At 54.9% G+C, this 21,819-nt stretch carries 22 protein-coding genes, 2 tRNA genes and 1 pseudogene; 22 read left to right on the top strand and 3 right to left on the bottom strand.

Annotated features, from left to right (window positions below):
• Nucleotides 1-7 precede the first annotated feature (7 nt).
• The gene (locus LJY18_RS08540; protein ID WP_238041383.1) at nucleotides 8-1,291 is read right to left on the bottom strand and encodes an NAD(P)/FAD-dependent oxidoreductase; all 1,284 of its coding nucleotides are present in this window, start codon (nucleotides 1,289-1,291) and stop codon (nucleotides 8-10) included.
• A gap of 184 nt (nucleotides 1,292-1,475) precedes the next feature.
• Between LJY18_RS08540 and LJY18_RS08535 the strand changes: the two genes are divergently transcribed.
• The 22 genes and pseudogenes from LJY18_RS08535 (at nucleotide 1,476) to LJY18_RS08425 (ending at nucleotide 20,860) form a co-directional block, all read left to right on the top strand.
• Nucleotides 1,476-1,552: transfer RNA gene (locus LJY18_RS08535), tRNA-Val, on the top strand.
• Nucleotides 1,553-1,789: 237 nt separating this feature from the next.
• Nucleotides 1,790-3,712 (top strand): threonine--tRNA ligase, encoded by a 1,923-nt coding sequence (thrS, locus tag LJY18_RS08530; RefSeq protein WP_238041382.1) that lies wholly within the window; start codon nucleotides 1,790-1,792, stop codon nucleotides 3,710-3,712.
• On the top strand, nucleotides 3,712-4,263 hold the full coding sequence (gene infC, locus LJY18_RS08525) for a translation initiation factor IF-3 (RefSeq protein WP_238041854.1): 552 nt from the start codon (nucleotides 3,712-3,714) through the stop codon (nucleotides 4,261-4,263). The genes thrS and infC overlap by 1 nt, the downstream gene beginning before the upstream one ends.
• Before the next feature lie 59 nt (nucleotides 4,264-4,322).
• Nucleotides 4,323-4,517, top strand: coding sequence for a 50S ribosomal protein L35 (rpmI, locus tag LJY18_RS08520; RefSeq protein ID WP_079202156.1), 195 nt, complete (start codon nucleotides 4,323-4,325; stop codon nucleotides 4,515-4,517).
• A gap of 25 nt (nucleotides 4,518-4,542) precedes the next feature.
• The gene (rplT, locus tag LJY18_RS08515; protein ID WP_079202155.1) at nucleotides 4,543-4,899 is read left to right on the top strand and encodes a 50S ribosomal protein L20; all 357 of its coding nucleotides are present in this window, start codon (nucleotides 4,543-4,545) and stop codon (nucleotides 4,897-4,899) included.
• A 95-nt stretch (nucleotides 4,900-4,994) separates the two neighbouring features.
• A complete protein-coding gene (gene pheS, locus LJY18_RS08510; RefSeq protein ID WP_238041381.1) occupies nucleotides 4,995-6,011 on the top strand; it encodes a phenylalanine--tRNA ligase subunit alpha in 1,017 nt (338 codons plus the stop codon).
• Between the two features lie 39 nt (nucleotides 6,012-6,050).
• Entirely contained in the window at nucleotides 6,051-8,429 is a 2,379-nt protein-coding gene (gene pheT, locus LJY18_RS08505) for a phenylalanine--tRNA ligase subunit beta (RefSeq protein ID WP_238041380.1), read from the top strand.
• Between the two features lie 3 nt (nucleotides 8,430-8,432).
• A complete protein-coding gene (gene ihfA, locus LJY18_RS08500; protein WP_003243414.1) occupies nucleotides 8,433-8,735 on the top strand; it encodes an integration host factor subunit alpha in 303 nt (100 codons plus the stop codon).
• A complete protein-coding gene (locus tag LJY18_RS08495) occupies nucleotides 8,716-9,072 on the top strand; it encodes a MerR family transcriptional regulator (RefSeq protein ID WP_079202152.1) in 357 nt (118 codons plus the stop codon). Before ihfA ends, LJY18_RS08495 begins: the two co-directional genes overlap by 20 nt.
• A gap of 90 nt (nucleotides 9,073-9,162) precedes the next feature.
• Nucleotides 9,163-9,239 (top strand) — tRNA-Pro (locus LJY18_RS08490).
• A gap of 537 nt (nucleotides 9,240-9,776) precedes the next feature.
• Nucleotides 9,777-11,090 (top strand): DNA (cytosine-5-)-methyltransferase, encoded by a 1,314-nt coding sequence (dcm, locus tag LJY18_RS08480; RefSeq protein ID WP_330872728.1) that lies wholly within the window; start codon nucleotides 9,777-9,779, stop codon nucleotides 11,088-11,090.
• Complete coding sequence (locus LJY18_RS08475) at nucleotides 11,087-11,521, top strand: very short patch repair endonuclease (protein ID WP_238041379.1); 435 nt, start codon at nucleotides 11,087-11,089, stop codon at nucleotides 11,519-11,521. The genes dcm and LJY18_RS08475 overlap by 4 nt, the downstream gene beginning before the upstream one ends.
• Before the next feature lie 97 nt (nucleotides 11,522-11,618).
• Nucleotides 11,619-12,575, top strand: a complete 957-nt coding sequence (locus LJY18_RS08470) for an HNH endonuclease (RefSeq protein ID WP_238041378.1) — start codon at nucleotides 11,619-11,621, stop codon at nucleotides 12,573-12,575.
• A 10-nt stretch (nucleotides 12,576-12,585) separates the two neighbouring features.
• Nucleotides 12,586-13,788, top strand: a complete 1,203-nt coding sequence (locus tag LJY18_RS08465) for a type II restriction endonuclease (protein WP_238041377.1) — start codon at nucleotides 12,586-12,588, stop codon at nucleotides 13,786-13,788.
• A 3-nt stretch (nucleotides 13,789-13,791) separates the two neighbouring features.
• Nucleotides 13,792-14,874, top strand: a complete 1,083-nt coding sequence (locus tag LJY18_RS08460; protein WP_238041376.1) for a hypothetical protein — start codon at nucleotides 13,792-13,794, stop codon at nucleotides 14,872-14,874.
• Nucleotides 14,875-14,923: 49 nt separating this feature from the next.
• A complete protein-coding gene (locus LJY18_RS08455; protein ID WP_238041375.1) occupies nucleotides 14,924-16,552 on the top strand; it encodes an ATP-binding protein in 1,629 nt (542 codons plus the stop codon).
• A 1-nt stretch (nucleotide 16,553) separates the two neighbouring features.
• A complete protein-coding gene (locus LJY18_RS08450; RefSeq protein ID WP_238041374.1) occupies nucleotides 16,554-17,378 on the top strand; it encodes an HNH endonuclease in 825 nt (274 codons plus the stop codon).
• Nucleotides 17,371-19,194, top strand: a complete 1,824-nt coding sequence (locus tag LJY18_RS08445) for a DEAD/DEAH box helicase (protein WP_238041373.1) — start codon at nucleotides 17,371-17,373, stop codon at nucleotides 19,192-19,194. Before LJY18_RS08450 ends, LJY18_RS08445 begins: the two co-directional genes overlap by 8 nt.
• Nucleotides 19,191-19,631, top strand: coding sequence for an EcoRII N-terminal effector-binding domain-containing protein (locus LJY18_RS08440; protein WP_238041372.1), 441 nt, complete (start codon nucleotides 19,191-19,193; stop codon nucleotides 19,629-19,631). The genes LJY18_RS08445 and LJY18_RS08440 overlap by 4 nt, the downstream gene beginning before the upstream one ends.
• An 8-nt stretch (nucleotides 19,632-19,639) precedes the next feature.
• A pseudogene (locus LJY18_RS08435) lies at nucleotides 19,640-19,874 on the top strand (IS3 family transposase); the annotation flags it as partial.
• Between the two features lie 231 nt (nucleotides 19,875-20,105).
• Nucleotides 20,106-20,336, top strand: a complete 231-nt coding sequence (locus tag LJY18_RS08430; protein WP_238041371.1) for an AlpA family transcriptional regulator — start codon at nucleotides 20,106-20,108, stop codon at nucleotides 20,334-20,336.
• A gap of 68 nt (nucleotides 20,337-20,404) precedes the next feature.
• Nucleotides 20,405-20,860: a hypothetical protein gene (locus LJY18_RS08425; RefSeq protein WP_238041370.1), complete on the top strand. Its 456-nt coding sequence runs from the start codon at nucleotides 20,405-20,407 to the stop codon at nucleotides 20,858-20,860.
• Nucleotides 20,861-20,869: 9 nt separating this feature from the next.
• Here LJY18_RS08425 and LJY18_RS08420 read toward each other — a convergent pair whose 3' ends face one another.
• Both LJY18_RS08420 and LJY18_RS08415 read right to left on the bottom strand, forming a co-directional pair.
• Nucleotides 20,870-21,025 carry a DUF4113 domain-containing protein gene (locus tag LJY18_RS08420; protein WP_238041853.1) on the bottom strand — a complete coding sequence of 52 codons (156 nt, stop codon included), beginning with the start codon at nucleotides 21,023-21,025 and terminating at the stop codon, nucleotides 20,870-20,872.
• 184 nt (nucleotides 21,026-21,209) lie between these two features.
• Nucleotides 21,210-21,431, bottom strand: a complete 222-nt coding sequence (locus LJY18_RS08415; protein ID WP_238041369.1) for a hypothetical protein — start codon at nucleotides 21,429-21,431, stop codon at nucleotides 21,210-21,212.
• Nucleotides 21,432-21,819 lie beyond the last annotated feature (388 nt).

Raw genomic sequence — 21,819 nt, 5'->3', positions numbered from 1 at the left:
CGACTGGTTAAAAACCGAGCCTGTCACGCAGGCTGTAGTACCAGGCACCCATTGCGGTAAAGGGGATGCGCAACAGTTCGCCACCCGGGAAGGGGTAGTGCGGCAGCTCGGCGAAGGCATCGAAACGCTCGGCCTGGCCGCGCAGGGCTTCGGCCAGCACCTTTCCTGCCACGTGGGTGTAGGTCACGCCATGACCGCTGCAGCCCTGCGAGTAGTAAATGTTGTCACCGAGGCGGCCGACCTGGGGTAAGCGCGACAGGGTTAGCAGGAAGTTTCCGGTCCAGGCGTAATCGATCTTCACATCTTTGAGCTGGGGGAAGGTCTTGAGCATGTTCGGCCGAATTATCGCCTCGATGTTGGCCGGGTCGCGCGCGCCATAGACCACGCCGCCGCCGAAGATCAGGCGTTTGTCGCCGCTCAGGCGGTAGTAGTCGAGCAGGTAGTTGCAGTCTTCGACGCAGTAGTCCTGCGGTAACAGGCTCTTTGCCAACTCGTCCGATAGCGGTTCGGTGGTGATGACCTGGGTACCGCAAGGCATCGATTTTGCCGACAGCTCGGGAATCAGATTGCCTAGGTAGGCGTTGCCGGCAACTACCACAAACTTGGCTTTAACCCGACCCTGGGGGGTGTGCACGATCGGATTGGCGCCCCGCTCGATACGGATGGCCGGGGATTGCTCGTAAATTACTCCGCCCAGGGTTTCGACTGCCGCGGCTTCGCCCAGCGCCAGATTGAGCGGGTGGATATGTCCACCGCTCATGTCGAGCATGCCGCCGATATAGTTTTCGCTCGCCACCACTTCGCGGATGCGTTTGGCGTCCAGCAGCTCTAGCTGGGTATGGCCATAGCGTTCCCACAACTTCTTCTGCGCTTCCAGGTGCCCCATCTGCTTGGGCGTGATCGCGGCGAACACGCCACCATCCTTGAGGTCGCACTGGATGTTGTACTTGGCAACCCGCTCTCGAATGATCCGGCCGCCTTCGAATGCCATCTGGCCCAGCAGTTGAGCATGCTTGGGGCCGACGGTGCGCTCTATGGTGTCGATGTCGCGGCTGTAACTGTTGACGATTTGACCGCCGTTGCGACCCGAGGCACCGAAACCGACCTTGGCAGCTTCGACAATGCTCACCTTGAAGCCGCTTTCCAGCAGGGCGATGGCTGTGGACAGGCCGGTGTAGCCCGCGCCAACGATGCAGACATCGGTTTCCACTTCGCCATTCAGTTCCGGGCGTGGCGGAGCCGGGTTGGCTGAAGCGGCATAGTAGGATTGTGGATAAGCCGTGTGTGCCATATTGCAACCTCTGTTCTTTATTTTTTACGGATGCTGTGATGCTACCCGAGTTGAAATTGCCCGGCTAGTGCCCTGTGCGAAATATTAAACGCCGAGCAGAACAGTAAAAAATTCATTTATTCAGTCAGTTAGAGAAAAAAGTGTTGACTCTTTTCGGGGCCTCCGTAGAATGCGCACCCATCGGAGGCACATAGCTCAGTTGGTTAGAGCACCACCTTGACATGGTGGGGGTCGTTGGTTCGAATCCAATTGTGCCTACCAATTCGATAAAAGGGTCGCCCAGGCGACCCTTTTTTATTGGGTGGCTTGCCAGTCTCTAGGCTTTCTGGAAGCATCCAGTCGTTGCTAAATCCGTATAAACCTCCAGTGACTCCGGTTCGGTTCAGGTTGGCTTCCAAGCTCCTGCCACTGTAAGGCGGGTATACCGCCGAATCGCTTACTGGCTCATCCCAACCCATGTGGCCTTTGGTAGAGGTCACCACTAGGAGAGGAGGCGCCATGCCCATCATTACTCTTCCCGACGGCAGTCAGCGTCCATTCGATCATCCGGTGTCCGTGCTCGAAGTGGCGCAGTCCATTGGCGCTGGCTTGGCTAAAGCCACGGTGGCCGGCAAGGTCAATGGCAAGCTGGTCGATGCCTGCGATTTAATCGACAGCGATGCGACCCTGCAAATCATCACGCCAAAAGATCAGGAAGGGCTGGAGATTATCCGCCACTCTTGCGCGCATTTGATCGGTCATGCGGTCAAGCAGTTGTTCCCCACTGCCAAGATGGTGATCGGTCCGGTCATTGAGGAGGGGTTCTACTACGACATAGCCTCTGAGCGGCCCTTTACGCTGGAGGACGTGGCTGCGATCGAGCAGCGCATGCAGCAGTTGATCGAAAAAGACTACGACGTGGTCAAGAAGATAACCCCGCGTGCCGAAGTGATCGACGTCTTTGCCTCTCGTGGTGAGGACTACAAGCTGCGCCTGGTCGAAGATATGCCGGACGAACAGGCCATGGGTCTGTATTACCATGAAGAATACGTCGATATGTGTCGTGGTCCGCACGTGCCGAATACCCGTTTTCTCAAGGCGTTCAAGCTGACCAAGCTGTCCGGCGCCTATTGGCGCGGCGACGCGAAAAACGAGCAGTTGCAGCGCGTCTATGGCACCGCCTGGGCCGACAAGAAGCAGCTGGCGGCCTATATTCAGCGCATCGAAGAGGCCGAGAAGCGCGATCACCGCAAGATCGGCAAGCGCCTGAACCTGTTCCATACCCAGGAAGAAGCGCCGGGCATGGTGTTCTGGCATCCCAATGGTTGGACCCTGTACCAGGTGCTTGAGCAGTACATGCGCAAAGTGCAGCACGAGCATGGTTACCTGGAAATCAAGACGCCGCAGGTGGTGGACCGCTCGCTGTGGGAAAAGTCCGGGCATTGGGCCAACTACGCCGAAAACATGTTTACCACTGAGTCGGAAAGTCGCGATTACGCGATCAAGCCGATGAACTGCCCGTGCCACGTGCAGGTGTTCAATCAGGGCTTGAAGAGCTACCGCGAGCTGCCGATGCGTCTGGCCGAGTTCGGCGCCTGCCACCGTAATGAGCCGTCCGGTGCACTGCACGGCATCATGCGCGTGCGTGGCTTTACTCAGGACGATGCGCATATCTTCTGTACCGAAGAGCAGATGCAGGCGGAGTCCGCAGATTTCATCAAGCTGACGCTGGCGGTCTATGCCGATTTCGGTTTTTCCGATATTCAGCTCAAGCTCTCGACCCGCCCGGACAAGCGCGTGGGTTCCGATGAGCTGTGGGATCGTGCCGAAGCGGCGCTGGCCTCGGCGCTCGACAGTGCGGGTCTGCCTTATGATCTGCAGCCGGGAGAAGGCGCCTTCTACGGGCCGAAGATCGAATTCTCGCTGAAGGATTGTCTGGGTCGGGTCTGGCAGTGTGGTACCCTGCAGCTCGATTTCAACCTGCCAGTACGTTTGGGCGCCGAGTACGTCAGTGAGGACAACAGCCGTAAGCATCCGGTGATGTTGCACCGCGCGATTCTCGGCTCCTTCGAGCGCTTTATCGGGATTCTGATCGAACACTACGAGGGTGCATTCCCCGCGTGGTTGGCTCCAACTCAGGTCGTGGTGATGAATATCACTGACAAACAGGCCGAATTTGCCTTGGAAGTGGAAAAAACACTCAACCAAAGCGGCTTTCGTGCCAAGTCCGACTTGAGAAACGAGAAAATTGGCTTTAAAATCCGCGAGCATACTTTGCTCAAGGTTCCTTATCTCTTGGTTATCGGGGATCGGGAAGTAGAGATGCAAACTGTCGCCGTGCGTACCCGTGAAGGTGCTGATCTGGGCTCGATGCCCGTCGCTCAATTCGCTGAATTTCTCGCGCAGGCGGTTTCCCGGCGTGGTCGCCAAGATGTGGAGTAATCATTATTAAGCGTGAAATGAGACAAGATAAACGAGCTGCCCCGAAAGCCCCGATCAACGAGAATATCTCGGCACGCGAGGTTCGGTTAATTGGCGCTGAAGGCGAGCAAATTGGCATCGTCTCGATTGATGAAGCGCTTAGAATCGCCGAAGAATCCAAACTGGATTTGGTGGAAATTTCTGCTGATGCGATTCCTCCGGTTTGCCGAGTCATGGACTACGGCAAGTCGATCTTCGAAAAGAAGAAGCAGATTGCAGCTGCGAAGAAAAACCAGAAGCAAATCCAGGTTAAAGAAATCAAGTTTCGTCCAGGGACGGAGGAAGGGGATTACCAGGTAAAACTGCGCAACCTGGTACGTTTCCTGAGTGAAGGGGACAGGGCCAAGGTATCCTTGCGATTCCGTGGCCGTGAGATGGCGCATCAGGAGCTGGGAATGGAGCTGTTGAAGCGGGTTGAAGCTGACCTGCTTGAATATGGCTCGGTTGAACAGCATCCAAAGATGGAAGGACGCCAGCTGATAATGGTCATCGCCCCCAAAAAGAAGAAGTAACCACCAGGGCACGGCAGGCCTTGCGGTTATGTTTATCAACTGAATGCGGAGTACCGAACATGCCAAAGATGAAAACCAAGAGTGGTGCAGCCAAGCGTTTTCTTAAAACCGCTAATGGCTTCAAGCACAAGCACGCTTTCAAGAGCCACATCCTGACCAAGATGTCCACTAAGCGTAAGCGTCAACTCCGCGGAAGCACCATGGTGCATCCGTCTGACGTGGCAAAAGTGGCGCGCATGCTGCGCGTTCGTTAATCGGTCAAGATAGAGGAAATTACTCATGGCTCGTGTTAAGCGCGGCGTTATCGCTCGCAAGCGTCACAAAAAGATTCTGAAACTCGCTAAAGGCTACTACGGTGCGCGTTCGCGCGTATTCCGCGTTGCCAAACAGGCAGTGATCAAGGCAGGCCAATACGCCTATCGCGACCGCCGCCAGAGGAAGCGTCAGTTCCGCGCCCTGTGGATCGCTCGTATCAATGCTGGTGCTCGTGTTAACGGTCTGTCCTACAGCCGTTTCATTGCCGGCCTGAAAAAAGCGTCCATCGAGATCGACCGTAAGGTTTTGGCTGATCTGGCAGTGAACGAAAAAGCGGCGTTTGCTGCGATTGTCGAAAAAGCGAAAGCCACCCTGGCTTAAGTCCCCGACAATCACCGGGTTCGCCCGGTGCTAAACGTCACCAATAGGGGAAGAGCCTTTAAGCTCTTCCCCTATTTCGTATCTGGAGTCTGTAAATGGAAAATCTGGATGTGCTGGTCTCGCAAGCGCTTGAGGCCGTTAGCCACACCGACGATGTGAATGCCCTCGAGCAATTGCGGGTTCACTATCTGGGCAAAAAAGGCGAGCTGACCCAGGTGATGAAGACCCTGGGCAACCTGTCGGCAGCAGAGCGTCCGCAAGCTGGCGCCTTGATCAATGCCGCCAAGGACCAGGTTCAGGAAGCCCTGAACAGTCGCAAGGCGACCCTTGAGCAGGCGGCGCTGAGTGTCAAGCTGGCGGCCGAGCGCATAGACGTGACTCTGCCTGGGCGCGGCCAGACCTCTGGCGGCCTGCATCCGGTTACCCGGACCCTGGAGCGTGTCGAGCAGTTCTTCACCCGGATTGGCTACGGCATCGCCGAAGGCCCCGAAGTGGAAAACGACTACCACAACTTCGAGGCACTCAATATCCCCGGCCACCACCCGGCGCGGGCGATGCATGACACCTTCTATTTCAACGCGAATATGTTGCTGCGCACTCACACCTCTCCGGTTCAGGTGCGCACCATGGAATCGCAGCAACCGCCGATCCGCATTGTCTGCCCCGGTCGCGTTTACCGCTGCGACTCGGATATCACTCACTCGCCGATGTTTCACCAAGTCGAAGGGCTGCTGGTCGACGAGAACGTGAGCTTTGCTGACCTTAAGGGCACCATTGAAGAGTTTCTTCGGGTGTTCTTCGAGAAGCCGTTGGGCGTACGCTTCCGTCCGTCCTTCTTTCCGTTCACCGAGCCCTCGGCTGAAGTCGATATGCAGTGCGTGATGTGCAGCGGCAAAGGTTGCCGCGTATGCAAGCAGACCGGTTGGCTGGAAGTCATGGGTTGCGGCATGGTGCATCCGAACGTGCTGCGCATGTCCGGTATCGACCCCGAGAAGTACCAGGGTTTCGCCTTTGGCATGGGCGTCGAGCGCCTGGCCATGTTGCGTTACGGTGTCAACGACTTACGTCTGTTCTTCGATAACGACCTGCGATTCCTGGCGCAATTTCGCTAGGGCCGCACGACCGTACCCGATCAGTTTTAGGAGAGCAGGATGAAATTCAGTGAACAGTGGCTGCGTAGCTGGGTAAGCCCCGAGGTTTCCCGTGACGAGCTGGTGGCGCGCCTGTCCATGGCGGGCCTCGAAGTAGATAGCGTGACCCCGGCTGCCGGGGTATTCAGCGGCGTAGTGGTGGGTGAGGTGCTCAGCACTGAACAGCATCCGGATGCCGACAAGCTGCGTGTGTGCCAGGTCAGCAATGGCGCGGAAACCTTTCAGGTGGTGTGCGGCGCGCCTAACGTGCGCCCTGGCCTGAAGATTCCCTTTGCCATGATCGGTGCCGAGCTGCCGGGTGACTTCAAAATCAAAAAGGCCAAGCTGCGCGGCGTCGAGTCCAACGGCATGCTCTGCTCGGCCTCCGAGTTGCAGATCAGTGAAGAAAACGATGGACTGATGGAACTACCGAGCGACGCGCCGGTGGGTCAGGATATTCGTACTTATCTCGAGCTGGACGATGCCAGCATCGAGGTCGACCTGACGCCGAACCGCGGCGACTGCCTGTCCTTGGCGGGCCTGGCCCGTGAAGTTGGTGCCTTGTATGACGCGCCTGTTACGCGTCCGCAGATTGCTGCGGTTGCACCGAGTCATGACGAGGTGCGCCCGGTCGAGGTGTTGGCGGCGCAAGCCTGTCCGCGTTACCTCGGGCGCGTGGTGCGTAACGTCGATCTGTCCAGGCCATCGCCGTTGTGGATGGTCGAACGTCTGCGCCGCGCCGATGTGCGCAGCATCGATGCCGCGGTGGATATCACCAACTACGTCATGCTTGAGCTGGGGCAGCCGATGCATGCCTTCGACCTCGCCGAGATCAATGGTGGCATCCGTGTGCGCATGGCCGAGGAGGGCGAGAAGCTGGTGCTGCTCGACGGCCAGGACATCAGTCTGCGTACCGACACCCTGGTCATCGCCGACCACGATCGTGCACTGGCGATTGCCGGAGTGATGGGGGGGGAGCATAGCGGCGTGAGCGCAAAAACTTGCGATCTGTTCCTGGAAAGCGCCTTTTTCGACACCATTGCGATTGCCGGCAAGGCACGTTCCTATGGCCTGCACACCGATTCTTCGCACCGTTTCGAGCGTGGCGTGGATTGGCAGCTCGCGCGTGAAGCCATGGAGCGGGCCACTGGGTTATTGCTGGAAATTGTTGGTGGCGAGGCAGGTCCGATCATTGAGGTCGTTGATCAGCAGCAATTGCCGAGCATCGCCCCGGTTACCCTGCGCGCTGAACGCATCGAGCAAATGCTCGGATTGAAAATGGATGATGCAGAGATCGTCCGTTTGCTGGCCGGGCTGGGCCTGGGGGTCAGTGCTAGTGGTGAGGGGCAGTGGCAAGTGACAGTTCCCAGTCACCGCTTCGATATCAGCATCGAGGTCGATCTGATTGAAGAGCTGGCGCGCTTGTACGGCTACAACCGTTTGCCGGTGCGTTATCCGCAAGCGCGCCTGGCGCCGCAGCCGCAGGCCGAGGCGGCTGTCGAGTTGCCGGCTCTGCGTCGTTTGTTGGTGGCGCGGGGTTACCAGGAAGCCATTACCTACAGCTTTATCGATCCCAAGCTGTTCGAGCTGTTTCACCCTGGTATTGAGCCGCTGATGTTGGCCAACCCGATATCGGCCGACATGGCGGCTATGCGCTCATCGCTATGGCCAGGCTTGGTCAAGGCGCTGGAGCATAACCTCAATCGTCAACAGTCACGCGTGCGCCTGTTTGAAAGCGGCTTGCGCTTTGTTGGTCAGCTGGAAGGTCTCAAGCAGGAGCCGATGCTCGCTGGGGTGATCTGCGGTAGCCGGCTCTCGGAAAACTGGGCCCATGGCCGCGACAATGTCGACTTCTATGATGTGAAGGCCGATGTTGAGGCGTTGCTGGCCAGTGCTGGCGCGGGTGACAGCTTCAGTTTCGCTCCCGACGAGCATGCGGCTTTGCATCCAGGGCAAACTGCGCGTATTGAGCGTGATGGTCGATTGGTCGGCTTCTTGGGTGCCATGCATCCTGAGCTGGGCAAGACGCTAGGGTTTGATCAGCCTGTGTATATGTTCGAGGTGGTATTGGCGGAAATCGCTCAAGGTCGTATGCCGAAGTTTCAGGAGCTGTCGCGCTTTCCTGAGGTGCGTCGCGACTTGGCTTTGCTGGTGGATCGTGATGTGCCGGCTGCAACATTGCTCGCGGTAATTCGTGAGGCGGCGGGCGAGTGGTTGACTGACCTCAAGCTATTTGACGTATATCACGGTAAAGGTATTGATCCGCATAGAAAAAGCCTTGCCGTCGGCTTGACCTGGCAGCATCCATCGCGCACTCTTAATGACGATGAGGTGAGCACTGCGGCACAAAATGTCCTCACCTCCCTGGAACAAAGGTTTAACGCCACGTTAAGGAAGTAGCGTATGGGGGCTCTGACGAAAGCTGAAATGGCGGAACGTCTGTATGAAGAGCTGGGCCTGAATAAACGGGAAGCCAAGGAATTGGTCGAACTGTTCTTCGAAGAGATCCGCCAAGCGCTGGAGCTCAACGAACAGGTCAAGCTCTCGGGTTTCGGCAACTTTGATCTGCGCGATAAGCGTCAGCGCCCCGGTCGTAATCCAAAAACGGGAGAGGAAATCCCAATCACGGCGCGCCGTGTGGTGACTTTCCGTCCAGGCCAGAAACTAAAAGCCAGGGTTGAGGCGTATGCTGGAACCAAGTCATAACGACGAATTACCCGCCATACCAGGCAAGCGGTATTTCACGATCGGCGAGGTAAGCGAGCTCTGCGCAGTCAAACCGCACGTATTGCGGTATTGGGAGCAGGAGTTTCCCCAGCTCAACCCGGTCAAGCGTCGCGGAAATCGGCGATATTATCAGCGCCAGGATGTGCTGATGATTCGTCAAATCCGCGCATTGCTATATGAGCAGGGCTTTACCATCGGTGGGGCTCGTCAGCGCCTTTCTGGTGATGAGGCCAAAGATGACACCACGCAGTACAAGCAGCTCATCAGGCAGACAATTGCTGAGCTGGAAGATGTCCTGCATGTGCTCAAAAAATAGCGCAGCTATTCAAAAAAGTTTCCATATTTCAGAAGCTTATAGTATAGTTCGCTTCGTTTTCGGATACTCGAAAACAGTTTAACGCCTAGTCGGGGCGTAGCGCAGTCCGGTAGCGCACTAGCATGGGGTGCTAGGGGTCGAGTGTTCGAATCACTCCGTCCCGACCATATAATTCAATGACTTAGCCCGGTTCGGAAACGACCGGGTTTTTTCATGCCTGCACTTTTTCTCTTTTGGTTGCCAATTGGTTGCCAATTGAGATTGGCTTCAGCCTAAGTGGGGAATCAAGCGTGCGGGAGGTTCACGTTAGTGTGCAGTGACCTATATGGTCAGGGTAAACAGTGACAGCTGGTGTTTCCGCCCGCATCGTAGCCGGCGGTGGGCGCTGCGTCAGTTCCCAGCAACGTGGTGCCAGTCCGTCATTCAAAACCGCAACGCTGGCGAATCGCACCATTGGCGTGGGCGGCCACTCGCACACATTGCCGACTTGATTTTCCACCCGGCCCTTCTCCCAGTCTGACGCCGGCGTGCAGTCTGCCGGTTTGAACAGGCAGTGATTGGCTATGGCCATAAAATTCCGACTGCCCCCATTCTTTCTCGCATGCGAAAACTATTTTCCCAATGCCCTTTCTGGGGGTTGCAGCTCGAGCACTCTCCGTCCAGAATTGCTTCCAAAATGAGAAAAACATTCCCAGAGGATTAAAATGACCATTCAGGAACCACTTACGAGCTTCTCTCAGCTGCGTGAGAAAGCCGGCATGACCCTTGAGGATGTGATGGCGTTGACCGGTAAATCGAAGAGCACCGTCTACCGTTGGGAAAAGGGCCAGGTCCCTGCAGAGAAGCTGGCTATCAAAGTGATCAATGAGCGAATCTCACGCTCGGGCACTACCCGCAAGGATGATTCTGATTTTTGCTTTATAGATCTCTTTGCTGGTATTGGCGGTATGAGAAGGGCCTTTGAAAGTGCTGGTGGTCGTTGTGTATTCACGAGTGAGTGGAACAAGTACGCACGCATTACCTACCAGGCAAATTTTGACTGCGATCATGATGTAGCAGGTGACATTACCAAGATTCATGCGAGTGAAATCCCTGCGCATGATGTGCTGGTTGCTGGCTTTCCATGTCAGCCATTCTCCATTGCCGGAGTTTCGAAGAAGAACTCTCTGGGTCGCGCCCATGGCTTTCTCGATAAGACACAGGGCACCCTGTTTTTTGATGTTGCCCGAATTATTGAGCACCACCGTCCTGCGGCTTTTTTGCTTGAGAATGTGAAGAATCTCAAAAGTCATGACAAGGGGCGTACCTTCAGCACCATCATGGAAACTCTGCAAGAAGAGCTTGGGTACAACGTTCAGTACCGTGTGTTAGATGCCCAGCACTGGGTGCCACAACATCGTGAGCGTGTATTCATTGTCGGTTTTCGCGACGGTGTTGAGTTTGATTTTTCCAAGCTTCAACTCCCGGATATAAATCCAAAGCTCGGGGATATCCTGCATCCGGGCAATGGTGATGAAGAAGCAGAAGAACCTTTCACTACCGGAGCAAAGGCAAAGGTTGCTGATAAGTACACTCTGACTGAGCGACTGTGGGAGTATTTGCAGGCCTACGCTGACAAGCACAAGGCGAAGGGGAACGGATTTGGTTTTGGAATCAATGGCAAAGATGACATCACCCGCACACTGTCTGCTCGTTATCACAAGGATGGCTCGGAGATCCTCATTGCCCAGAAAGGTAAGCGTCCGCGCAGACTTACTCCGCGTGAGTGTGCCCGTCTGATGGGTTTTGACATGCCAGGTGAGCCCCTGTTCGAAATCCCGGTGTCTGATACCCAGGCATATCGGCAGTTCGGCAATGCAGTAGTTGTTCCCGTCGTTAAGGCAATTGCCCATCATATGCGGCCTCAAGTGATAGCCAGCGTTGAGAGTGAGAGACTTCACTCACCACATCTGGCTATTGCTGATCTCTTTGTTGATGAGGAGAAGGCGTCTCGTCGCAAGGATGCTGTTGAAGCGTGACCGATATCGTCAGCGCCGAGAAACGGAGCCAGATGATGTCCGGTATCCGTTCAAAGAACACCCTGCCGGAAATGATCGTGAGGCGTGCATTGCACGCCCGCGGTTATCGCTATCGCATACATGTAAAGGATCTGCCGGGTAAGCCGGATCTGGTTTTTCCGCGATACAGGAGTGTTTTGTTTATCCACGGCTGCTTCTGGCATGGACACGATTGCCCACTTTTCAAAATGCCGATGACCCGTACAGATTTCTGGGAAAAAAAAATAAACCGCAATCGTGAAAATGACGCTAATGCCCGTGCTGCGCTGAACTCTATGGGCTGGCGGGTAATGGAGGTTTGGGAGTGTGAGCTTCGGGCATCGAAGAAGTCAGGATATCTTCCGGTTGTCGACGGCGTCACACAGTGGCTATCATGCGCACTTCAAGAGTGAGCAGGACTGTTATGCATGGAAAGCGTCTCTCCACATCTCCTTTCTCAAGGCAGATTATCTGGGTATCTTCTCAGAAGGGCTGAGCTGGCACTGAGCTATGCCCGGTAAATCGCCCCAGTGGGATCATCCGTTTTTTAAAGTGCTTGCAAAAAATGATACCGGCCAAGCACGCGGGCATCAGTCCGGTTTTGTTGTGCCTATCCCTATCCAGCAGTACCTCCCTGTTATTCAGGGGCAGCCATGCAAGGAAAGGCCATCCATAGCTATTCCTCTCACTGCTCACCTGTATGCTGCAGGTGTCCGCCTAGGTGAGGTTAGAACCCAATACCAGGTTCAGTCTTGGGGGGCTCTAAAGCGAGAGCACAGAATAACTTCTGCACTGAAATCTCTACTGGGGCCTGCGATTAAGGGGGATATCCTGCTGCTCCAGAGAAAGGCTGACACCTGCACTGCCTACCGTCTTGAGCTTCTACATCAAGATACACCTCAACATGAAGCTGCACTGAGGCTCGCAGGGACACGTCGCTGGGGAGTACTCGATACCCGGAAGGTTCCTGAATCCTTTTCTATAGAGCTGGAAATAGCCTTGGCACATGAGGCGGAAAGGGAAGCAGAGGATTTCGTGCTGTTCGACGACGCACCGGGTATCAACGTGTCAGTGGTCAAGAAAGTTGCCCGTTCTCTGGCATTCAGAAAAGGTGTTTTGACTCAGTACGGTAATCGCTGCGCAGTTTGCAGTATTGGTCTTCAAACACCGGCCGGCCTCTATGAGGTGGAGGCTGCACACGTGGTTCCCCGATCCGAGTGGGGAGCGGATGACGTTCGGAATGGTCTCGCGCTTTGCAGAAAGCACCACTGGGCATTCGATGCAGGGCTTTTTGGCGTTGGTGATGACCTCAGGGTATTCGTGCCTCCGTCAGTTATGGTCATGCCTGCAAACAAGTCGTTGGCAGTTCTTCATGGTAAGACAGTATTGCAGGCTGTCGATATTGCGCTGCGAGTAGATCCGGCAGCTTTCAAATGGCACCTGGACACACTGGTATATAAAAAATAAGGAAGTACCTATGGAGTCCCTCCGGCAGCACTTTACCGGCATCGCTACCAAATATTTGTCCCGCGTTGACGCTACCCGCAACTCTAACCAGCACGAAATTGGCTCGAATGCCTTCGTAAGAATCTTGGGAGACCCAGGTCAGATCTCTGTATTTCTGCGTGGAGTTTTTCTTTATTTCAGTGACGGCGCTGAAGAGCCGTTGCGCGCCACCGGTCAGTTGACTTGGTACGACTCCAGGCGTCATCAGCCACAACGAGCCTCTGAGTATCGTCTTTATTACCCGGACAATGCCGTTACTCTCCGGATGACCGAGGCGGACTTTTGTGTGATTGCAGTTCGTCCCGATAACACAGTGATGATAATTGTCACTCCACCGGGCTCTACGAGTGAACGGCAGTTGCGCTGGTTGTTTGGTATCGATCACGTATCCAGTGATCGCTTTCAGACTCAGGAAGTGCAAGGAGCACGGCAGGTCAGCATCGTAGAATCGATGATTCTGGAAGAGCTTGGGATTGCACCGACAGGTGGTGATGAAAACTGGCTTGACGTACTGCTTCAGCGGTTCGGCCCCGCTTTTCCTGCCACCGCAGTTTTCAGTCAGTTCGCTCGCGATACCTGTCCGCAAAATATTGGCGACCTTGGCTCCTCCGATGCTGTTCTGATGGCTTGGATGGAGCATGAAGAAATGCTGTTCCGCACTCTGGAGCGTTACCTTGTTCAGATCCAGTTGAATGTAGGCTTTGAGAGCGTAGATGACTTTATCAGGGTATCCCTCAGCGTTCAGAACCGCAGGAAGTCCCGCGTAGGGCACGCCCTTGAGCATCATCTTGCGGCCATCTTCACCTTGCGCGAGATGCCGTTTGGCAGGCAGGTTCAGACCGAAAACCGCGCTACTGTGGACTTCCTGTTTCCCAGTCAGCAAGCCTATCTTGATTCGGAATATCCCGATGAGAGGCTGGTAATGCTTGCCTCCAAATCAAGTTGCAAGGACCGCTGGCGTCAGGTGCTGACCGAGGCCGGACGTATCAGGGTCAAGCACCTCTTTACCCTGGAGCCTGCCATCAGTGCTCACCAGACCAGCGAAATGCGGGCTCACAATCTCCAGCTGGTAATTCCTGCTAGCCTGTTTGGTAGCTACAGCGACGTCCAGCAGCAGTGGCTGCAAAGCCTTGATCAGTACGTTAATCAGACACGACAAGTAGTTTGGGGCTGAACTATGCAAACACCACTTGGGCATATCGCGGATCTTGATCTGGATAGTGTGCAAACAGCGTATGACATCCTCGCTCACGACAAGCATCAGATCGCCGAAGGCATGGTAGTTGAAAGCCTTTTTGACCAGATTATCGAGTACATCCCCAAGGTTGTCGGGGGGGAGTCAGCACTATTGATGGATGTTGAAACCTTTGTCACACGTGATCCTGAAGACTTTTTAAAGCTCCATGCATTTGTCTGGCCGCGAACAAGAGGCAGGGGGCTTCGAAGATATCTCGATGCACTGTCAAAAGGTTTCAATGTGCACCTCGTCAAATGGAGTAGTTCACCCGCAGGTTTTGAAGCCAGTACCTACGTTAATGGGACGACGGGAGATTGGGTTCCTCTTGAAGCGCTAGTGGAGAAGCTGGGGCATTATCACGGTGAACGCTACGAGGTTACTCCCGATGTGCGTAGCCAGGATCGTCAGCTTGGAGCCTTTTGGGGGTATCTGAGGGAGAGTCATGGCAAGTTCCTCAGGGATCGTGTTGCATTGCCGCGGCTACTGGTCAATTGGGGGATTCAGCCATGGTTCAAAAGCGTCTGGAACATTGACCGGGTACTTATCCTAGATGACCAGATCTGGGCGCTGGAAGTAAAACACAAGTTTCCATACGGAGAACCGGGCCCACTGAAGTTCGGGCTGAATAACGGTGAGGCGTATCTGCTTAAAGATCTCGCAAAATGCGGCATCAAGGGACTTCACGCGATTGTGGTCAAGCCATATTGGAATATGAATACAGGTTCATCCTACCTTGTATCTAACTACGATGTTCGTGACCAGGCTTTGCTGCTAGGAATGATCATCGGTAAAAGTGAGATTGCTGCAATTCTGTCTCGCCCGGATGAGAGTTCGCCTGCCCATACCAGCGTTAGCGGCAAGTCCAAGCCGAAATACAAACCGATTCCAGTAACGGATTTCACCCCGCTGTCCTTCCTCGCTAACCGAGAGGAAATAGCCAAGCGTATTTGCCTCTTGCTACGGGGTAAGTTGAATGAGCATTGTACGGATGATCAGCTCAGAGCGCTAAAGATAGAAAAATAGCACTGCAGCGCGGCCATTTTTTAGCATCGGAATACGGAAGGATTTCAGAATGAACGATCGGATCAACGAGCCTGATGCCCCGCGTCTTATCTTCGGTCTTCGAGATACAGGCTACAACGTCAGGACAGCAGCTGCAGACATCATCGATAACTCGATTGCCGCGAAGGCGGACATGGTCAGTGTCGAGATCATTCTTCGTGAGGACGGGCGCAAGCTGGTCTACTTTGGTGATAATGGGGATGGCATGGATGCCAATGGCATCTTTCGAGCGATGCGTTATGGGGCTCCCGTACGTGACAACCCTGAAAGCCTTGGCAAGTTTGGCCTAGGCCTGAAGACTGCTTCTAGTTCGGTCTGCCTCAAGTACACCCTCATTTCGCGTAAGGCAGCGGATCAGGAGCTGGCAAAGCTTGCATGGGATCTTGAGCATGTTGCCCACGCAAACAAATGGGAGATGCTCAAAGATTCGGTTACCTCAGATGAGCGTGAGATGTTCGATGAGTTGTGTGGAGACAAAGGAACCCTCGTCATTTGGGAGAAGTGCGACAGAATCCTAACCAAGGACTATGACCCCGGTGGCAGTAAAGAAAAGGCTGCGATTAACAGGCTTGCCGAGAGTCTGGCAAAACACCTTTCGCTTGTTTATCACCGTTTCCTCGACAAGACAGATGAGCGTGAGCGAAACATTGAAATCTCTATTAACAAGATCCCTGTTGAGCATTGGAATCCTTTCTATCCAGAACGCTCCGAGCAGGTTCTGCCGCCGATAAAGCAAAAACTCCTAGTGGAACTGCCTGACAGCTCTGAGGAGGTAGCTAATATTCGGGCATGGATTCTGCCGCACCGCAGTGACATGACTAAAATTGAAGAAAAGACTTATGCGCGTATCTCGAACCGGTCGCAAGGTTTTTACGTCTACCGCGAAGGCCGCCTGATTCAGGATGGCAGCTGGCTGGAGGTTTTCGGTGCTCCTGAGCCTCACACTTCTCTGTTGCGTATTGAGTTCGATTTTGGTCATAAGCTTGATGACGCATTCCGGATCGACGTCAAAAAGTCCCGGATTTTGTTTCATCCCGATCTCGAGGATGGCCTGCGCGAATTGCTACAGCCGGTCTACCGTGAAGCGGGCAAGCGATATCGCAGGCAAAGTCGTGAGCAGGCGAACACTCATAAAGTCGACCATACCAGCTCGAACAAGAACATTGCGGAAACAGGAAACGCCAGCAAGCCCCAAGTCGACTCTGTCGATCCGGCAACACAGTCCGTGGTTGTTTCGAACAACATGGGTTCCAAGATCAAGCTCAAGTTGGCCGTACAAAGCAATGTCAGTGCCGAAACTGTTTATGTCGAGGCGGTTGAAGAGATCACTACTGGCGAACTCTGGCAGCCGGCATACCGGAGTGCAGGTGAAAGTGGTCATGTCCCTGCGGTGTTGCTAAATAAACATCATGATTTCTACCAGAAAATCTATAAGCGGGCGGCTGCCAATGGTTTCGCTGTAGAGGGAATGGACTTGCTGCTCTGGGCCTTCGCCGTGGCCGAGCAGAACAACACAAACGAAGAGCTGGAACCGATATTCGAGGATATCCGCAACGAGGTCTCGAGAAATCTTCACAAGCTTCTGCGTAACTTTACAGACCCGGAACCAGGTGAGCTGATCGCCGAAGAAGAGGCCTGAGATGATCGCAGGTAAGAAGGACCTGATCCTGAGAGAACTTGAAGATGGGACCGGTGCCGCCATTGCCGTAGCGGTTGACCGCAGCGGTCTTCGGTCCGGACTAAGAATATGGTTCGGAGACCTTGACGAGAAACATGGTCCTGTTTCGGAGCTTCGGCCTCACGGGTTGAAGGGCCATCGAGTAACCCTGATTTTCGGTAATTTCTCGGGAGCAGTTATCGGCCAAATTAGGAAGGCGTCGCCAGAGGATGTTCAGTTAGCCCGCGCTTTGGTAGCGTCTATCCGGCAAGATATCGAGATCGAAATTCCAGGAGAGAGTCTTTCGCAGTGGAGTGTTACGACTGGCGCGTTCCAGATGAGGGCGACAATTCGTGAATTGGCGCAACCACTTGAAGATGCAGAGATCATCGGCACTTGTCGTGACGTGATCGTGCCGATGATGGCCGCTATGGCCGAACTCATTGGGTATGACGTTATCGAGGAAGCGGTAGATGACGAGTCTCCGGCTTTCGAAGGCGCCACTCTGAAGTCTGTCGTGCAGCGGCGAGAGCGGAACCCGCGTAACAGGCTTCTATGTATCCGTATCCACGGTGAGAAATGTGTAGTCTGCGGCCTAGAACCGAGGTTTGAGTATGGTGAGGCTGGCTCGATCATTGAGGTCCATCACCTCGAGCCGCTGTCCTTGCTCATTGAACCCCGGCCTTACGACCCTCGTACTGATCTGGTTCCGCTATGCCCTAACTGTCATCGTGCGGCTCACACAAGGCACCCCATACCGTTCAGTATCGAAGAACTAAAGGATTTGAGAGGGAGCTGCCGTGACTGATATCTCCAGTCTTCCGGAAACCTTCGAGGCGTTGCATGGCAGTCCGCCTGAGGGGTTTACGCTTTCGGAGCGAGTCATTGATCCGTTGATTGTCATCGACAAGGTTGGGCAAAACATCGTGGCCCGCCTTGCCGGTGTCCATGTGTTAAGGGGGGGGAGCAGAAACATTCTTCGTACTCCCAGTAATCGCCACGCCTGGGTGGTGGATGGATCTACAATCCGTCCTCTTCCACGAGATGCAGCCAGTGTCTTTGTTGAAATGCTGCGAGGTGCTGCCCCGGAGAACCTGCCTTACAGCGAGGCGGTCAGGCTGATTCGCGATGCAGGTGCGGTTATGAAAGTCGAGCCTGATGACGCGTTTCTCAGAGCAGGGAGAGTCGCGGCTGAGGATCTTGACGGCGAGATTGTTATCCCCGGGCTAACCGCAACGCTTTTTCCCTATCAGGTGCGCGGTGTTCGCTGGATGTGGGAAACCATAAACCATACGGGCGGATTAATTCTTGCCGACGAAATGGGATTGGGCAAAACCCTCCAGATCATCGCTCTGCTGTTGCTGGATCCGCCCGGGGTTAATCGTCCTGCTCTGATTGTTTGCCCCACCAGTCTGATCGCTAACTGGGTGCGGGAGTTTGCGCGGTTCGCGGCCGGCATTACGGTGATGGTGCATCGCGGCCCAAGTAGGGCTGGAGTCTACCGGGAGCTTCAGAAGACAAGTGTCGTGATCACCACCTACGACACGATGGTTAATGACATCTCAATCTTTTCCTCTTTCGAATGGTCTTGGGTGATCTGCGACGAGGCTCAGGCGATCAAGAATCCGGACTCGAACCGACGGCGTGCAATCGCGACCATCCCTCGTCGCCGGACTATCCCGATGACTGGCACCCCTGTAGAAAACAGCCTTCTTGATCTATGGTCGCTGGCAGACTTTGCCATTCCTGGTCTGCTTGGCTATCGCCATGAGTTTGAAGCTTTATACCCTGACAGTTTCGAATCGGCTCAGGCGGTTGGACTCCTCACGGACCCGCTGATTCTCAAGCGTCGAGTAGCTGACGTTGCTGGCGATCTGCCGGAGCGTCTTGATTTCGATGTGCCCCTCGAGCTGGGTTCGCAACTTGCTGATCATTATCTGATGGTGCGGCAGGCGACTTTAGCCAAGTATCCTGTCGCCGGAGCTTTGGTTGCTACGCTTCAGTTGCAGCTGGTTTGCGCCCATCCGTGGCTACGCAGAGAGGATGAATATGATACTGACGGAGAAGACGCAGGAGTTCTGCGCACGAATGCCTATCCCCTGATGACACCGAAAATGGAGCGGGCGGTGACTCTCCTCCATGAGGCATTCTTCAATGGGCGCAAGGTGATTGTTTTCGCGTTGTTCAACCGGGTCGGCGGGCTGCTGCGGGAGGCATTCCCGGATTTTCCCAATGCCTACTGGGGGGCTATCAATGGCTCGACTCCGCAGGAGGAGCGTCAAGCAATCATCGATGATTTTTCGGCCCATGACGGGCCTGGGTGCCTGGTTCTAAACCCTAAAGCTGCCGGGGCTGGTCTTAATATTACCGCGGCAACCGTAGTGATCCATTTCACACCGGTCTGGAACCCGGCCATAGAGGCCCAAGCTAGCGCTCGGGCCCACCGCCGTGGCCAGACTCAACCCGTCACCGTCTACCGCCTGTTTTACAAAGATACCGTCGAGGAAGTGATGATCGATCGGTCCCTGTGGAAAAGCGAGCTGGCAAATGAAAGTGTTCCCGTTTCGTCTAGGGACGCAGCCGACTTCAAGCGCGCACTCGAAATTGCTCCGGAGAAGTCATGACGAGAAAGACATTTAGCAAGACGCTGAGTGCCAACGACGTAGGTGCCACTGGCGGACACCAGGGAGGCATCCTTATTCCGAAGTCTGAAGCGGAGCTGCTGTCCATACTGCCATCGCTAGATCCTGCAATAAAAAACCCTGATGCTTGGATCGAATGTGTGGATGAAGGTGGGACGGTACGCCGCTTCAGATTTGTTTACTACAACAACAAGCTGCATGACATTGCGGGCACCAGAAACGAGTATCGCATCACCTACATGACTGGTTATTTCAAGGAAATGGTCGCTGGTAAGGGTGAAAGTTTTGAAATATCTAGGGATGGCAATGACGCCCGTTATTTAATTCGTATTGCGCGCGAGCAGAAACAGCTTGTTGAGAGCGAGGAGCATCAAGAGGTACGGATCAAGATCAAATCGACGTGGCGTCGCGTTCATTGATTGCGGCTGACCGTCTCTGGGTCCAAACGGTCAGTCGCGTTTGCGGATCGCCCGTCCGGTTACCACAGGCATGTTGCCCGACTTCGTAAACCTGCACTGCGCCCCTGTCGTGCTCTGCGTGACGACGCATTGATCCCGGAAATCCAGCGAGTTTGGAATGCCAGTATGCATTGCTATGGCGCGGTGAAGATCTGGAAGCCGCTCAGACGAGAGGGCATAGAGGCTGTTGAGTGCACGGTGGAGTCGAGTCCTCGGCCGGTATCAAGGGCGATAATGAGCGTCTGCTGAGCTCCGGGGGCTGAGGCAAACCTCTACGGCAACAAAGAGGCCATTTCCGCCTCACTTAAACGAAACGGCATCCCCAAAGCCTAGTGTGATTTATGCCCCGTATCAACGGCAGTGGCAAGTATCGGAACTGGCAGCTGTATTTCGTGTTCATTATGAATCCCCAAATTATGAAGAGGGTTTTTCATTATGAAAATATTACGGTTAAGCGCGGTTATCGAGTCGACAGGCCTTGCGAGATCGACGATTTACAAACTCATCGGATTAAGCGAGTTTCCGAAGCCTGTCCCCCTAGTGGGTCGCAGCGTCGGCTGGGTCGATAGCGAGGTGCACGATTGGATCCTGGCCAGGATTGAGGAACGCGACCTGGGCGAGCGGGCCGTTGGACGTTCCACCGGCCACCTGAGTATGGCCCGCTAGGACTGAGAGGTTTCCAGGTAGTCGTTGGCTACCAGCCCCTTCTGGTAGGAGACATCGATGCCGGTGAGGTGGATCTGCTGTGTCACCTTGACGGCATAGTGCTGCTGCTCGAAGTGACGTCTGGATATATTCGCTCAACGAGGCATGAGGCCTGGCTTCATCGCACCAACACCTTACGTAAGGCCGCCAGGCAATTGAGGCGTAAGCGCCCGGCGGTGCTCCAGGCTTTATATTCTGATCAAGAGCTTCTTGCCGGCTTGGGGCTTAGTGAAGCCGGTCAGTCTCCGGCCCTGTATGCCTGGGTCGTCGATACCTCCATCGAGTTCGATGGCGAAGCAGTCGATGGATTTAGAGTCGTCTCGCGCGAGGTTATGGAGATAGCTTTGCGCGATGAAAAGCATTTCCTGAGACCGCTTGATCAGGTGGGCGAGGTCGAGGAAGAAACCCTGTATCCAAAGGGTTTCAGCGCCCCTGCATTCGTCCAGGTGATTGAGTCTGAGAACGTCTGGCGCGATGTGGTTTAGGTAACCCGGCTACTGAGCGTGCACTTTTAACAACTCGTGCCACCGCATCGTGTACGCAGGAGATAGAAGCTCTCTGCGCATGGCCCACTCTGCCAGCTTGGTTATCCGCCCTGGCTGCAAGGTCCCGGGCCCCCAACGGCCATTGATGGCATCCAGCGCGCTCATCAGGCGTTCGGTTTTGACCGGATGCTCGGGTGCAAAGAAATCCGGTGTGTACTCATCGCCCCGACAGAGATCAAGCAGCAATACCTAGGCTTTGGCGTAGCTGAATCCATCGCGGTACAAGCGCTTGATGCCTTCGCGGGTGGCCGCAATGATCAGGCGGGTTTCGTCAGTCAGGTCGCTGGCATCAATCCATGTACAGAGTCACGACAAATAGCAGCAGCCCCAGGCTCAGGGGCAACTGCCAGAGGGTGCGCGCCACGCCAATAATGAGGTCGCGGTTACTTTCGATCGACTGCGAAACCTTTCCCAAGCTGTCGACGACAATAGCCAGACACAACCAGAGAAACCACAGCTGTACTCCGTACCAGAAACACTGCGAGCTAAAACTGAGCAGAGTATCGCGCATTGCATTCCTCCCCAGCAGGTGTAGGTAGCCGATTGCTTATCAGCATGGCTCCTCAGCGCGACACCATCCACCCCGATGTGGGTGCCTTCCTGCATTTATAGCCCGAGGTCTTATTCAATATAGCCAGCCGAGCCCGCACAGTTGGGAGCTGTTCTAGGCCCTACTGCAGGAGGGAGCGGAACTGCCGAGCGCAACTCGCGACCTACTAATCCATGGCCTGGCCGGTACCGGGGGGAGGGGCCCCAGTTCATTGCCTTCCGCCGCCCTAGTAGCCGTCTCACGGTCATTCCCTCGCTGCAACGTGGCCGAGCAGCCGTTGACCCTGCCGGAGCGTGCTGAGCAGTGCCATGCCCTCAGCGTAGGGCTGGCCTACCATATGAGGCAGCAG

Origin of the sequence: Pseudomonas sp. MMS21 TM103, assembly GCF_022132145.1 — a bacterium.
In the GTDB taxonomy this organism is placed as follows: domain Bacteria; phylum Pseudomonadota; class Gammaproteobacteria; order Pseudomonadales; family Pseudomonadaceae; genus Aquipseudomonas.
This window is presented reverse-complemented; position numbering and strand designations above follow the sequence as displayed.